This is a genomic window from Streptomyces sp. NPDC001502, assembly GCF_042894785.1.
GTDB lineage: Bacteria > Actinomycetota > Actinomycetes > Streptomycetales > Streptomycetaceae > Streptomyces > Streptomyces kutzneri.
In genome coordinates, this window is record NZ_JBIAVW010000014.1 from 139,836 (window position 1) to 153,665 (window position 13,830).

Consider the following 13,830-nt stretch of genomic DNA (forward strand, 5'->3'; position numbering starts at 1 on the left):
GGACGTCAGCCCGTGTCCGACCGATCACCGGCCAACTAGCTGACGGTTCGTCAGATCAGCGCTACCGTATGGGCCATGGAGACCTTCCCGAAGATCATCTCGGTGGACGACCACACGGTTGAGCCCCCCCACGTCTGGCGGGACCGGCTCCCGTCCAGGTACCGCGACACCGGCCCCCGCGTCGTCCGCGCCCCGTTGAAGGAAATGACCTTCCTCGGCGGCAAGTTCGCCCCCGTGATGGGGGCCAGGGGCGACGACGGCCCCATCGGCGACTGGTGGGTGTACGAGGACCTGCACCGGCCGCTCACCCGCCTCGACACGGCTGTCGGGTACGACCGCGACGAGATCAAACTGGAAGTCATCACCTACGAGCAGATGCGCCCCGGGTCCTTCTCGGTTCCCGACCGGCTCGCCGACATGGACGTCAACCACGTCCAGTCGGCCCTCTGCTTCCCGACCTTCCCCCGCTTCTGCGGCCAGACCTTCACCGAGGCCAAGGACCGCGAGCTGGGGCTCCTCGGCGTACGGGCCTACAACGACTGGATGGTGGAGGAGTGGTGCGGCCCGGACGCCCGCGGCCGCCTGATCCCCCTCACCCTGATCCCGCTCTGGGACGCCCGCCTGGCCGCCGCCGAGGTCCGCCGCAACGCCGCGCGCGGGGTGCGTGCGGTCGCGTTCTCCGAGATACCCCCGCACCTGGGCCTCCCCTCCATCCACACGGACGAGTGGGACCCCTTCCTGGAGGCGTGCAACGAGACCGGCACGGTCATCGCCATGCACATCGGCTCCTCCTCCCGCATGCCGTCCACCTCGGCCGACGCCCCGCCCGCGGTCGGCTCCACCATCACCTTCGCCAACTGCTGCTTCTCGATGGTGGACTGGCTGATGAGCGGCAAGTTCGAGCGCTTCCCGAACCTGAGGATCATGTACGCGGAGGGCCAGATCGGCTGGATCCCGTACATCCTCGAGCGCGCGAACGTGGTCTGGGAGGAGAACCGAGGCTGGGGCGGAGTCGCGGACAAGGTGCTGCGCCCGCCGTCGGAGCTCTTCGCCGAGCACGTCTTCGGCTGCTTCTTCGACGACGCCTTCGGCCTGAAGAACCTCGACTCGATCGGCGTCGCCAACGTCCTCTACGAGACGGACTACCCCCACTCGGACTCGACCTGGCCCAAGTCCCGCGAGGTCGGCGAGTCCCAGATGGGCCACCTGGCACCGGACGTCGTGGACCGCATCGTGCGCGGCAACGCGATCGACCTGCTCGGGCTCACGGCGGACGGCCTGTGGGCGGGGCCGGGGGCCTGAGCCCGCAGCCGCAGGGCGTGGCCGGCCCCCTCCACCGGCCACGCCACCCCCTACGGCCGTGGGTGCCCTGCGGCCACTCGCGCCCGGTCCGCGCCCCGGACCGTGAGCAGCAGCGCAGTGGCCAGCCCCGCCACCGTCAGTGCCGGCAGCAGCACCCGCACGTCCACGAAGGCCACCAGGGCGGAACCCAGCGCCAGGGCCAGCGCGTTCGGTACGAAGATCAGGGTGTTGGCCGTGGCCGCGGCGCGGCCCAGCGCGGCGTTCGGGACCTCGCGCTGCACCGCGGTCAGCGCGGCGATCAGCACGCACGGCAGCCCGGCGCCGATGGCCGCGCTGCCCGCCAGGGCCGCCGCGTCGTACGGCAGCGCCCGGACCCCGGCGCCGAGGGCGAACAGGGCCGTTCCGGCGGCCGTGAACAGCGTCTCCGGCATCCGCCGCAGCAGCGGGCCCGCCACGAGCCCGCTCAGCACCGAACCCGCGCCCTGCACCGCGTACAGCACCCCCACGTAGGCGGGCGCGTGCCCCAGCACGTCCCCGGCGACCGCGTAGATCACCGCGCCGTTCAGTCCGGCCAGGAACATCACGGCGGCGCCGGCCGACACCAGCGTGCGCGCCGCAGGGACCTCCCGCAGCTGCCGCCAGCCCTCCGGCATCCGCGCGAATCCCCCCGGCCCGTCCCGGATCCGCTCCCGTTCCGGCGGCTCCCCGGGTACCCGCAGCAGGGCGAAGATCCCCGCCGCCAGCGCGAAGGTCACCGCGTCGAGCAGGGCCACCGACGCCCCGCCGAAGCGGGCGAACAGGGCCGCCCCCACCAGCGGAGCCAGCAGCTTCATGCCCTCGCCGGCGGTCAGCCGCAGCCCGTTGAAGTCCCCGAGCAGCCGGTGGCCGACGGCCTGCGGGACCAGGGCCGCCTCCGCCGCCCCGTGCACGGTGCCGCAGATCCCGTACACGAGCAGGACCGCGAACAGCAGCCACACCCGGTCCGCCGAGTCCAGCAGGGTCAGTACGGGCAGCAGCGCGGCCATCACGAGGCCGAGGGCGACCAGCAGCGGCCGCCGGGGCAGCCGGTCGGCGAGCGCCCCCAGCGCCGGTCCGGCGAGGACCGGCGCCCACAGGGTGAACACGGTCAGGGCCGCGAGCGCGTCCGACCCGGTCAGCGACTTCACCCAGACCCCGGAGACCAGCCACATGGCGGTCGTGCCGAATCCCGAGACCACCACCCCGGAGAGGTAGAGCCCCGCGTTGCGGTCCCGCAGGACCTTTCCCACTCCTCGATCCATCACCGGACCAGCCTGATTTCTAAGGCGGGGGCCGGGGATCGGGCAGACGACCTATACGCCGCACCCGGGGTTCCCCCGCGCAGGGGAGGAACGGCCGCCGCCGCGGCCCTGGAAGACGCGGGCCCGCCCCCCTCGGGCGCCCGGCCCGGCCCGGCCCGGGCCGGCGCAGCGTGAGAACCCGCCTTCGCTGCCGGACACGGCCTAGCATCGGGCCGTGCCCCGACTCCAGTTGCTGCGCTTCGACCACGCCCCGGCCCTGCTCGCGTTCGAGCGGGAGAACCGGGCCTACTTCGCCGCGTCGGTCCCGGACCGCGGCGACCGCTACTTCGCCGGCTTCGACGCGCGGCACGCGGCGCTGATGGCCGAGCAGGCCGCCGGCCTGTGCTTCTTCCACGTCCTGGTGGACGACGGCGGGGAGGTGGTGGGCCGGGTCAACCTCGTGGACGTGGCGGACGGTTCGGCCGAGCTCGGGTACCGGATCGCCGAGCGGGCCACGGGCCGGGGCCTGGCCACGGCCGCGGTCCGGGAGGCCTGCGGGCTGGCGGTCACGGAGTACGGACTGGCCGCGCTGCGGGCGGTCACGACGCTGGACAACGCCGGCTCACGCGCCGTGCTGGCCCGTACGGGATTCGTGCCCACCGGCGATGTCGACCTGGACGGCCGTCCGGGCCTGCGTTTCGTATGCGACCTGCGGGCCGAAACCGTGTGAGGCGCAGGCCGGGAGCCGTCCCCGGCCTTGCACCCGACCCTGCCGCCGGGGCATGCTTCGCCAGGGCAAAGCGGGAGGATGATCATGCCGGTGGACAAGCGGACCGTCGTGACGGCGGTGCTGTGCGCGGTGGCGGCCCTCGGGGCGTCCGCCGCGGTGGCCAAGCTCGCGCCGCCGCCGGAGGGGGTCCCCCCGGTACGGGCGAAGGCCGCGCCGAGCGCATCCGCGACGGGACCGTCGTCGCGATCGCAAGTGGCGAAGCCGCAGCTGTCCCCGCCTCCCGGTGCCACCTTGCCGCCCGCTGTCACCCCGCCTCCCGGTGGGCCCGCCGCCTTCACTGGCGCCCTGTTCACCAACGGCCTGGACAGTGATCACTTCTGCACCGCCACCGTGGTGAGCAGCCCCGGCCGGAACATGATCATCACCGCCGGGCACTGCCTGCTCGAAGGGGACCAGAGCGGCGGAAGCGCCGTCTTCGCACCCGCGTACGCCAACGGGGTCGCTCCGTACGGCACTTGGAAGATCGAGGAAGCCTTCGAGGACGACCGCTGGGCCGAGGGTACGGACGACGACTACGACCTCGCCTTCGCCCGCCTCGCCCCGGACGCCAAGGGCCGCACCATCGAGGACGTGACCGGCGCGGCCGTCCTCGACACCAGCGGCCGCGCGGGCGAGGAGGTCACCGTGACCGGTTACCCCGCCGACCGCAAGGTTCCGCGTACCTGCACGTCGGTCGCCGTCCGCATGAGCGCGACCCAACAGCGCTTCGACTGCGCCGACTTCCCGGGCGGCACCAGCGGCAGCGCGTGGATCGCCGGCGACGGGAAGATCATCGGCATCCTCACGGGCGGGGACACGGACGACGTGTCGACCAGCACGGTCCTCGGTGAGTACGCGGCCTCCCTCTACGCCAAGGCCATCGCGAAGCCCACCGCCTAGGCCAGCAGCCCCAGGTGGACCGGTTCCGCCGAGGCGTCTGCCAGGAGGTCCGGCAGGCGCGGGGGCCACAGGGGTTCGCCCAGGGTGGCCAGGCGCCGCGGGGTCAGCCACTGCCAGTGGATGTCCGGGGCCTCCAGGACCGGCTCGCGGTGCGGGCCCGTGGTGACGAAGATGTGCTCGTGCTGGCGGACCGGGATGCCCTGGTGCGTGAAGTCGTGCTCCCAGGTGCAGAGCAGCCGTTCGGGTTCCAGGTCGGTCCAGCCGGTCTCCTCGCGCAGCTCGCGCCGCACGCAGTCCTCGGGGCTCTCGCCGGGATCGATGCCGCCGCCGGGCGGCAGCCAGTGGATGCCCACCTCCACGTTGTCCTCCCGGAAGAGGAACACGGATCCGGTGGGGGACAGGATGACAACGCGCGCTGCGTGACGTGGAGTTCGCATCATCGATTCAATGTACGCCGGTGATCGGTTCCGGGGGATGGGCTTGCACCTGGCCTTTTACCGCCTTTTGCGCGCCCGTCCCCGGGAACCGACCCCGCCCCGGCCCGATCCGCTACGCCGCCGCCAGTGCGAGCGTCGGCGACAGCCGGGCCGCGCGCACCGCCGGGTAGAGCCCGGCCAGGGTGCCGATCACCAAGGTGGCGGCGAAGCCGCCGGTCACCGCCCACAGCGGGACCACCCAGGGCAGGTCGCCGGCGCGGGCGTAGACCGCCGTGGCCGCGCCGCCCAGGGCGATGCCCGCCAGGCCGCCGAGCCCGGACAGCAGCAGGGACTCCGTCACGAACTGGATCCGGATCTGGCCCTTCGTGCCGCCCAGGGACCGCCGCAGGCCGATCTCGTGCCGCCGCTCCAGCACCGAGATGATCATCGTGTTGGCGACGCCGACCCCGCCCACCAGCAGCGCGATCCCGCCCAGCCCCAGCAACAGCGTGCTGAACGCGCCCTCCGTGGCCGCCTTCGCCTGGAGCGCCGCCGAGGGGTCGGAGACCTGCACCGCGCTCGGGGTCTGCGGGTTGGCCGTGCGCGGGATGAGCGCGCGGACCGCCGCCACCCGGTCGTCCGCCGAGCGCTCGTACACCGCCGTCGGGTGACCGCCGAAGCCCAGCAGCTGCTCGGCCGCGTCCCACCCGATCAGCGCGGAGCGCTCGATCTCCGGGGCCAGCGGGACGGGCTCCAGGATGCCGGTCACCGTGAAGTACCGGCCGCCGATGAAGACCTGCTGACCCGGTCCGGTGATGCCGAGCCGGCGCGCGGAGACGTCCCCGAGGACCACCGCGGGGTAGCGGCCGGTGGCCGCGTTGAGCCAGGTGCCGCTCGCCATCCGCGCGCGCAGCGTGCCCAGCAGGTCGTCCTTGGCCGCCTTGAGCACGATCCCGCCCGTCTCCCCCTTCGGGATGTTCTCCGAGCGGCGTACGGACTCGGGCACGTCACCGGTGGTCCCGACCGATTCGACCCCCGCGATCCGGGAGATCATGCCGGGGGCGTCCTTGGGCAGCTTGGTGTCCTGCCCGGTGAACATCCCCTCGCCCGGCTTCGCGACCAGCATGTTGGTGCCGAGCTTGTCGAGCTCCCGCAGCAGCTTCGCCTGGCTGGAGGAGGAGATCCCGACCACCGCGATCATCGTCGCGATGCCGATGGCGATGCCGAGCGCGGACAGGAACACCCGCATCGGGCGGGCGCGCAGGCCCGCCGACCCGACGTGCAGCACGTCCCGCGGGGACAGCCGCGGCGGCTTCAACCGCCGGGCGCGCGTCCCCGTACGAGGCCTCGCGCGGCTCATGACGGCGCCCCCGCCCGGTTCCATACGTCCGCGACGATCTCCCCGTCGCGGATCCGCACCTGCCGCGGCAGGCTCGCCGCGATTTCCTGGTCGTGGGTGATCACGGCGATGGTGGCCCCGTCCCGGTTCAGCTCGCGCAGCAGCTCCATCACCGACTCCCCGGACGCCGTGTCCAGCGCGCCCGTCGGCTCGTCGGCCAGCAGCAGGTCCGGCGCGCCCGCCACCGCCCGGGCGATCGCCACCCGCTGCTTCTGCCCGCCGGACAGCTCGTGCGGCCGGTGGTCCATCCGGTCGCCGAGGCCCACCCGGTCCAGGGCCTGCGCCGCCCGGCGCAGCCGTTCGGCCCGCGCGAGGCCGCTGTAGAGCAGCCCTTCGGCGACGTTCGCCCGGGCGCTGATGCCCGGCACGAGATGGAAGGACTGGAAGACGAAGCCGACGTGCCGGGAGCGCAGGGCCGACAGCGAACGGTCCGGGAGGGCCGCGATGTCGTACCCGGCGATCCGTACGCCGCCCGCGGTCGGGCGGTCCAGGGTGCCGACGATGTGCAGCAGGGTGGACTTGCCGGAACCCGACGGGCCGACGATGGCGAGGAGTTCGCCCGCGGCGACGCTCAGGTCGACCCCGCGCAGGGCCGCGACCCCGCCCGGGTACTCCTTGGTGACCCCGGTCAGTTCCACCACCGGGCCCGGATGCGCCGTCGTGGCCGTCACAGTTTCGGGATCCCCACCTGCATGCCCTCCTTGAGGGCGCCGCCGGTCACCTCGACCCGGCCGTTGCCGAACATGCCCAGCTCGACCGGGACCTCGCGGGCCCGGCCGTCCTCCACGACCTGGACGCCGAAGCCGCCGCCCGCGAGCGCGAGCAGCGCGTTGACCGGTACGGAGAGCACGCCCTTGCGGGTCTCACCGGTCAGGCCGACGCTCACCGGGGACTGGTCCGGGGCGCCCACCTCGGCGGGCTTGTCGAAGGTGACGACCACCTCGACCTGCGCCTTCTTGTCGCCGCCGCCGCCGCCGCCACCGCCGCCGCCGCCGCCGCCGCCGCCACCGCCGCCGCCGCCACCACCGCCACCGTCGCCGCCGCCCGGGCCTCCCGCCCCGCCGCCGTTCTTGTCGTCGGGCCGGTCGGCCCCGCCCACCGAGTCGATCTTCCCGGTGGCGCTGCCGCCTCCCGGCAGCCGTACGGTCACCGGGTCGCCGGCCTTCGCCGCGCCCGCCTTCGCCGCGTCCAGCCGGAAGCGGACGATCCGCTCGGTGCCCGTCACCGTCAGCACCGGCTTGCCCGGCGCCAGCTCGTCACCGACCGCCGCGTCGCCCGCGCGCACCCGCTGCGGCCCCGAGGCGAAGGCGATGTCCTCCTTGCCGACCTCGCCCGTCTCCGCCGCCTTGTGCGCCTTCTGCCACCGCTTGACCGCCGTGGCCGTACCCGCCGTGAAGGTGCCGTCCTCCGGGTCGAGCCCGGTCCCGTACCCGAGGGCCTGCAGATTGCGCTTGAGCTGCTTGACGTCCTCGCCCTTGTCGCCGGCCTTCAGCGGCCGGTACATCGGCGTGGCCCCGTACATGAGCCGCACCACCCGGCCGTTGACCTCGTACAGCTTCCCGTCCCGCTCGACCGCCGCGCCCTCGCCCGCGATCCACGTCAGCACGCCGGGCCCGCCCGCGTTGAGCTTGCGCTCCCCCGCATGGCCGAGGGTGCCCTCCACCTGGAGGCCCGAGCCGAGGTCGCCGCGCTTGACCGGTGCCGTGGCCGGCGGCAGTCCGCCGGCCGCGCGCCGCTCCTGCTCACCCGCGTCGCGCTGCGGCTGCGCCAGGACGGCCCAGCCGCCGCCCGAGACGGTCAGTACGGCGGCCAGCGAGCCCAGCAGCCATGTGGCCCGCTTCCTCATCGGCATCATCGGCCGGTGTCGCACTTCTTCTGGGCCTCCTCGAAGGCCTTCTCCTGCCCCTTGGGGATCTCGGTGGCGCTCTTCATGCCGCCCTCGTGGTACTCAGGGTCCTTCAGCGCGACCCCGTTCTCGCGCATGCACCGGATCCACTCCAGCTCCTTGTCCTTCTCCTCCTGCGTGGGCTCCTTGCCGGCCCCGGAGCCGGTGCTCATCCCGCAGGCCTTCATGGCCTCCTGCATCTTCTGCGGATCGGCGTCCCCGCCCAGCGTCATCCCGCGCGGGTCCTGGCCGGGCTCGGGGTCGGGCACGTCTATGCCGTGCTCGCGCAGGCACTGGCGCATCTTCACCGCGTTGTCGGCCACCGTGCCGGCGCCGCCCCCGCCGGCGCCCCCGGAGGAGTCCTTCTTCCCCGCCGACGCGTCGTTCGCGCAGGCGGTGGCGAACAGGGTCAGTCCGGTGACGACCGCGGCCGTGGTCATGATCAGGGATCGCTTCATGAGCCCGAGCCTGCGGTGAAAGGGCCTTTCGCTTCCCTCTCGCACCCTGCTTACAACGGCGAAATACCGATCTCCGGTAAAGAGGACGCCATGCGCGTACTGGTGGTGGAGGACGAGGAATTCCTCCGGGAGATGATCGCCGAGGGGCTGCGCCGCGACGCGCTGGCCGTCGACGAGGCGAGCGACGGCCTGGAGGCCCTGCGGCGCCTGCGCCTCGGCGAGTACGACGTCCTCGTCCTGGACCGCGACCTGCCCGGCCTGCACGGCGACGAGGTCTGCCGGCAGGTCGTGCGCGAGCGGCTGCTGACCCGCGTCCTGATGCTGACCGCGTCAGGGACCGTACGGGACCGGGTCGAGGGCCTCGGTCTCGGCGCCGACGACTACCTCACCAAGCCCTTCGCCTACGACGAGCTCCTCGCCCGCGTCCTGGCCCTGGGCCGGCGGGCCCGCCCCGCGCTGCCGCCCGTACTGGAACGCGCCGGGGTCGCCGTCGACACCGCCCGGCGCAGCGCCACCCGGGACGGGCACCGGCTGGCGCTGTCCCGCAAGGAGTTCGCGGTGCTGGAGGCGCTGCTGCGCGCCGAGGGCGCCGTCGTCGGCAACGACGACCTGATCGAGCAGGTGTGGGAGCAGGACACCAGCTACTCCACCAACGCCGTCCGCGTCACCCTCAGCAAGCTCCGCGCCAAGCTGGGCGAGCCGCCGCTGATCGAGACCGTGCCGGGCGCGGGCTACCGGATCGCGGCCCGGTGAGCGGGCGCCCGTCGACGCGGCTGCTGCGCACCGAGCGCGGCCGCCTCACCGCCCTGTACGGCTCCCTGCTGCTCCTGGCGGGCGGCGGCCTGGTGGCGCTGGTCTACGTCCTCGTCGGCCAGGGCCTGTACGCGAGCGTCAGCGGGGCCGTCCGTACCGTCTCGCCGGCCTACGTCCTCCAGTCGCCGGGGCCGCCCGTCCCCGGCCGGACCTTCGCCCCCGGCTGCCCCTGCCAGCCGGCGCAGAAGCTGCCCCCGGGCCAGACCCCCACCCCCGAGCAGCTCAAGGGCTACGCCTACACCCAGAACCTCTCCGACGCCGTCACCGACGCCACCCGGCACCGGCTGCTCATGTACTCGCTCCTCGCGCTGGCCGTCTTCGCCGTGCTGTCGATCTGGCTCGCCTGGTGGATGGCCGGCCGGGTGCTGCGCCCCCTGGGCGTGATCACCGAGACCGCGCGCCGCCTGTCCGGGGAGAACCTGGACGAGCGGATCTCCCTCGACGCGCCGCCCGGCGAGCTCAAGCAGCTGGCCGACACCTTCGACGCGATGCTGGGGCGGATGGAGCAGCTGGTCTCCGCGCAACGGCGGTTCGCGGCGAACGCGGCGCACGAACTGCGCACCCCGCTGGCCGTGCAGCGGGCGGCGGCCGAGATCGGCCTGGCGGGGGACCCGTCGCCGCAGAAGGTGGCCCGGATCCGCGCCAAGCTGATCGGTGTCGCCGACTCCAGCGAGCACCTCATCGAGTCCCTGCTGCTGCTCGCCGTCTCGGAACAGGGGCTGGAGTCCACCGGTCCGGTGGACCTGGCGGCACTCGCGGCGGCCGAACTGGCGGCCTGTCCGCAGCAGGGGCTGACCGTCGTACGGACGCTCGCGCCGCTGACCGTGCAGGGCGACCGGACCCTGCTGGGGCACCTGCTGCGGAACCTGCTGACCAATGCGGTACGCCACAACCACGCGGACGGCCGGATCAGCGTGTCCACCTCCGCCGAGGGGGAACTGACGGTGTCGAACACCGGCCCGGTGATCGATCCGGCGGACGTGCCGGGGCTGCTGGAGCCCTTCCGCAGGCGCGCCGAACGGCTGCACACCGCGGGCGAGGGCGCCGGGTTGGGGCTGTCGATCGTGGCCTCGATCGCGCGGGCGCACGGGGCGGAGCTGATGGCGGAGGCCAATCCGGCCCCGGAGGGAGGCCTCACGGTCCGCGTCCGCTTCCCGCTGACCCGCGAGGCGCGCACGTCGTAGCCACCCGGGCTCCGGGGGCCTGCTGATGTACGGTCGGAGGAATGAGCCAGCACGACCGCGCCCGCTCCCGTCCGCCCCGCAAGCCCCGCAAGCCCCGTGCGATCCGCAGGACCCGCCGGGTGGCCCTTGCCGCCGTGCTCGGCCTGGCGACCTTCACGGCCGGCTGGGTGTACGTGGCCCAGGACCCGGACAAGGCCGCGGACCCCCGGCCGCAGGCCCGCGCGGACGCCCGCCCGCAGGCGGAGGACCGCGCCGCGCGTGATGCGCGGCGGGCCGCCGCCCAGCAGGCTGCCCGGCGGGCCGCCCAGCAGGCCGCCGCCCCGCAGGGCCTGACCGGCGTCAGCGAGCAGACCCGGGCCCGGATCCCGGCCGAGTCCCGTCAGCTCATCCTGGTCACCGGCAAGGCGCCGGACTCCTCGGAGTCCACCGCCGCCTTCTACACGCGCCCCGCGGCGGGCGCCGACTGGGTCCGGACCGAGAGCTGGCCGGCCCGCAACGGGGCCAAGGGCTGGTCCACCGAACGCGAGTACGGAGATCTGACCTCGCCGATGGGTGTCTTCGCACTCACCGACGCGGGCGGCCTGCTGCCGAAGCCGCCCGGGACCCGGCTCCCGTACGACGAGAGCAGCGGCTTCGTCCCTTCGGGCCTCGGGGTGAACGGGGAGTCCCTGGCGGGCTCCTTCGACTATGTCGTCGCCATCGACTTCAACCGCAGGCCGGGCCGGTCCCCGCTGGACCCGGTCATGCCGGACGGCGAGGACAAGGGCGGCAACATCTGGCTGCACGTGGACCACGACGGGCCCTCGCAGGGCTGCGTGGGCATCCCGAAGGCGGCCATGCAGAAGGTCCTGGAGACCCTCGACCCGGCGGCGAAGCCGGTCATCGTGATGGGGCCGGAAGGCTTCTGAGCCGGGCGAGGCGGGGCCGCAGCAGCAGTCCGATGTAGGCGAGGTCGAAGACGCTGCACAGGATCCCGAGACCGAGGATGAACGGCGCGTCCTCCAGCACCCCGAACAGCAGGGTCGGGGCGAGCGTCCCCAGCCATTTGGCGACGGCGATGGTCAGGGACTGACCGAGCGGCCCCTGCCGGGAGGCGTACAGGGCGATGAACAGGCCGGACATCAGCAGGTTCTGCAGGAACGCCGAGTACCGGCTCGCGTCGTGCGCCCCGAAGTGCGCCAGGAACATCCCCTGCACGGCGAATCCCGTCCCGAACACCAGGACCGACCAGGCGGCGAAGAGCGGCCGGGTCACGAACTCCGGCAGCTCGGCCCGCCCGAAGCGCAGGTACGTGTAGACGATCACCAGGTCGGCCACCGCCCACACCACGTTGACCACGCCCTGCGCGGAGACTCCGACCGTGACGTCGCGGGTCGCGTAGATGATTTCCCAGGCGAAGTTGAGCGCGAGCGCGGCGACGGGCATCGCGTACGTCCGGTCCCGCAGTCCGACGCGGATCGCCTCCACGTACACGACCGTCCAGGCGATACCGCTGACCAGCGTGAGTATCAGATCCACCCGCGCACCCTAGCGAGGGGAGCGGCGCAGGGGAACGCCCCCTGTTCGGCCCGGCGTGTGTCACACCCCTTGTCTGACGGTCCGTCAGCTACGACGATGGCCCCGCACCGATATGACGAATCGGCAGACGAAGGCGAGGCGGGCCCGCCATGGCGCGCGTATTTCCGCAAGGTCGGCTGGTCTACGGGATGCAGCTCCCGGTCCAGTCGCAGAGCACCATCTACGCCGAGCCCTGGGAGGCGTCGGCCACCGCCGCCGATCTCGCCGGGATCGCGCGGGCCGCCGACCGGGCCGGCTTCGGGTACCTGGCCACCTGCGACCACGTGGCCATCCCGCGGCGGCTGGCCGGCCCCATGAGCACCGTCTGGTACGACCCGGTGGCGACCCTGTCCTTCCTGGCCGGCATCACCGAGCGCGTGCGGCTGCTGAGCCACGTCGCGATCCTGGGCCTGCGCCACCCGCTGATCAGCGCCAAGCAGTACGCCACCCTCGACCACCTCTCCGGCGGCCGGCTGATCCTCGGAGTGGGCGCCGGACACGTGCAGGAGGAGTTCGAGATCCTCGGCGTGGACTTCGCGCGCCGCGGCGCCGTCCTCGACGAGACCCTGGACGCGCTGCGGGCGGCGCTGGGGCCCGAGGAGTACCCGGAGTTCGAGGGCGAGCTGTTCTCCTTCAAGGGCCTCGGCCAGCTGCCCCGGCCCGCGCAGGAGCGGATCCCCGTCTGGGTCGGCGGCTCCTCGCCCGCCGCCGTCCGCCGCGCCGCCGTACGCGGGGACGGCTGGCTCCCGCAGGGCGACCCGCGCGACAAGCTCCCGGCGCAGATCGCCCGGATCGGGGAGCTGCGCGAGGCGGCCGGGGCGAGCGGCCCCTTCGAGTTCGGCGCGATCACCGAGGCGCTGTACGTCGGCGAGCCCGGCTGGGACACCGGCCGCCGCACCCTCACCGGCAAGGGTGAGGTGCTCGCCGAGTCCCTGCGGGAGTACAAGGCGCTCGGCGTGGACCAGATCCAGGTGCGCTTCCGCAGCCGCGACCGCGCCGAACTCGTCGACCAGATCACCGCTTTCGGGGCCGAGGTGGCCCCCCTCCTCAACGACTAGGGGCTGACGGACCATGGGCAAGCTGGACGGGCGCGTCGTCATCATCACCGGCGCGGCACGCGGGCAGGGCGAGCAGGAGGCCCGGCTCTTCGCCGCCGAGGGGGCGCGGGTGCTCCTCGGCGACGTGCTGGACGAGCAGGGCGCGGCGGTGGCCAAGGACATCGGCGAGGACCGGGCCCGGTACGTACGGATGGACGTGAGCCGCGAGGAGGACTGGGCGGCTGCGATCGCCGCTGCGAAGGAGACCTTCGGCCCGATCGACGGCCTGGTCAACAACGCGGGCATCCTGCGCTTCAACGAGCTGACCGCGACCCCGCTGGAGGAGTTCCAGCAGGTGATCCAGGTCAACCAGGTGGGCGCCTTCCTCGGCATCAAGACGGTGGCTCCCGAGATCGAGGCGGCCGGCGGCGGCACCATCGTCAACACCTCCTCGTACACGGGCCTGACGGGCATGGCGTACGTCGGCACGTACGCCGCCACCAAGGCGGCGATCCTCGGCCTCACCCGGGTGGCCGCGCTGGAACTGGCGGGCAAGGGCATCCGGGTCAACGCGATGTGCCCGGGCGCCGTGGACACCCCGATGGCCAACCCGGGCCTGCTGGACCCGGCGAACATGACCGACGAGGCCAGGGACGCGATGGCCGAGCTCTACAAGCGGGTGGTCCCGCTGGGGCGGGTGGGGCAGCCGGAGGAGATCGCGAAGCTGGCGCTCTTCCTGACGGGCGAGGACTCCTCGTACATCACCGGCCAGCCGTTCGTGATCGACGGCGGCTGGCTGGCGGGCGTCAGCATTCTCTGATGGAGCGTCAGGTATTGACGCTCACACCCTG

At 73.4% G+C, this 13,830-nt stretch carries 15 protein-coding genes; 8 read left to right on the forward strand and 7 right to left on the reverse strand.

Annotated features, from left to right (window positions below; translation table 11 throughout):
* Positions 1-75: 75 nt before the first annotated feature.
* Entirely contained in the window at positions 76-1,302 is a 1,227-nt protein-coding gene (locus tag ACFY0D_RS24490; RefSeq protein ID WP_390800205.1) for an amidohydrolase family protein, read from the forward strand.
* Positions 1,303-1,352: 50 nt separating this feature from the next.
* On the opposite strand, the gene ACFY0D_RS24495 is transcribed toward ACFY0D_RS24490, so the two are convergent.
* Positions 1,353-2,582 carry an MFS transporter gene (locus tag ACFY0D_RS24495; protein ID WP_390800256.1) on the reverse strand — a complete coding sequence of 410 codons (1,230 nt, stop codon included), beginning with the start codon at positions 2,580-2,582 and terminating at the stop codon, positions 1,353-1,355.
* A 214-nt stretch (positions 2,583-2,796) separates the two neighbouring features.
* Here ACFY0D_RS24495 and ACFY0D_RS24500 point away from each other — a divergent pair, with 214 nt between their 5' ends.
* Both ACFY0D_RS24500 and ACFY0D_RS24505 read left to right on the forward strand, forming a co-directional pair.
* Positions 2,797-3,291 (forward strand): GNAT family N-acetyltransferase, encoded by a 495-nt coding sequence (locus tag ACFY0D_RS24500; protein ID WP_390800206.1) that lies wholly within the window; start codon positions 2,797-2,799, stop codon positions 3,289-3,291.
* A gap of 84 nt (positions 3,292-3,375) precedes the next feature.
* On the forward strand, positions 3,376-4,230 hold the full coding sequence (locus tag ACFY0D_RS24505; protein ID WP_390800207.1) for a trypsin-like serine protease: 855 nt from the start codon (positions 3,376-3,378) through the stop codon (positions 4,228-4,230).
* Here the strand turns inward: ACFY0D_RS24505 and ACFY0D_RS24510 are convergent.
* The 5 genes from ACFY0D_RS24510 to ACFY0D_RS24530 form a co-directional block, all read right to left on the reverse strand.
* Positions 4,227-4,670, reverse strand: coding sequence for an NUDIX hydrolase (locus ACFY0D_RS24510; protein WP_390800208.1), 444 nt, complete (start codon positions 4,668-4,670; stop codon positions 4,227-4,229). The genes ACFY0D_RS24505 and ACFY0D_RS24510 overlap by 4 nt on opposite strands.
* A 109-nt stretch (positions 4,671-4,779) precedes the next feature.
* Positions 4,780-6,006, reverse strand: coding sequence for an ABC transporter permease (locus tag ACFY0D_RS24515; RefSeq protein ID WP_301370191.1), 1,227 nt, complete (start codon positions 6,004-6,006; stop codon positions 4,780-4,782).
* Complete coding sequence (locus ACFY0D_RS24520) at positions 6,003-6,686, reverse strand: ABC transporter ATP-binding protein (RefSeq protein WP_390800257.1); 684 nt, start codon at positions 6,684-6,686, stop codon at positions 6,003-6,005. The genes ACFY0D_RS24515 and ACFY0D_RS24520 overlap by 4 nt, the downstream gene beginning before the upstream one ends.
* A 26-nt stretch (positions 6,687-6,712) precedes the next feature.
* Positions 6,713-7,891, reverse strand: coding sequence for a peptidoglycan-binding protein (locus tag ACFY0D_RS24525; RefSeq protein WP_390800209.1), 1,179 nt, complete (start codon positions 7,889-7,891; stop codon positions 6,713-6,715).
* Between the two features lie 5 nt (positions 7,892-7,896).
* A complete protein-coding gene (locus ACFY0D_RS24530) occupies positions 7,897-8,388 on the reverse strand; it encodes a hypothetical protein (RefSeq protein ID WP_390800210.1) in 492 nt (163 codons plus the stop codon).
* A gap of 90 nt (positions 8,389-8,478) precedes the next feature.
* On the opposite strand from ACFY0D_RS24530, the gene ACFY0D_RS24535 reads away from it, so the two are divergent.
* Genes ACFY0D_RS24535 through ACFY0D_RS24545 form a run of 3 tightly spaced genes read left to right on the forward strand, consistent with a single transcriptional unit; the run spans position 8,479 to position 11,293 of the window.
* Positions 8,479-9,141, forward strand: a complete 663-nt coding sequence (locus ACFY0D_RS24535; RefSeq protein ID WP_327740150.1) for a response regulator transcription factor — start codon at positions 8,479-8,481, stop codon at positions 9,139-9,141.
* Complete coding sequence (locus tag ACFY0D_RS24540; RefSeq protein ID WP_390800211.1) at positions 9,138-10,385, forward strand: ATP-binding protein; 1,248 nt, start codon at positions 9,138-9,140, stop codon at positions 10,383-10,385. The genes ACFY0D_RS24535 and ACFY0D_RS24540 overlap by 4 nt, the downstream gene beginning before the upstream one ends.
* A gap of 41 nt (positions 10,386-10,426) precedes the next feature.
* Positions 10,427-11,293, forward strand: a complete 867-nt coding sequence (locus ACFY0D_RS24545) for a hypothetical protein (RefSeq protein WP_390800212.1) — start codon at positions 10,427-10,429, stop codon at positions 11,291-11,293.
* Here the strand turns inward: ACFY0D_RS24545 and ACFY0D_RS24550 are convergent.
* Entirely contained in the window at positions 11,265-11,903 is a 639-nt protein-coding gene (locus ACFY0D_RS24550) for a hypothetical protein (protein WP_390800213.1), read from the reverse strand. The genes ACFY0D_RS24545 and ACFY0D_RS24550 overlap by 29 nt on opposite strands.
* Positions 11,904-12,052: 149 nt before the next feature.
* On the opposite strand from ACFY0D_RS24550, the gene ACFY0D_RS24555 reads away from it, so the two are divergent.
* Together ACFY0D_RS24555 and ACFY0D_RS24560 are read left to right on the forward strand one after the other, a co-directional pair.
* Positions 12,053-13,000 (forward strand): LLM class F420-dependent oxidoreductase, encoded by a 948-nt coding sequence (locus ACFY0D_RS24555; protein ID WP_390800214.1) that lies wholly within the window; start codon positions 12,053-12,055, stop codon positions 12,998-13,000.
* A 13-nt stretch (positions 13,001-13,013) separates the two neighbouring features.
* On the forward strand, positions 13,014-13,799 hold the full coding sequence (locus tag ACFY0D_RS24560; protein ID WP_390800215.1) for an SDR family NAD(P)-dependent oxidoreductase: 786 nt from the start codon (positions 13,014-13,016) through the stop codon (positions 13,797-13,799).
* Positions 13,800-13,830: the final 31 nt, after the last annotated feature.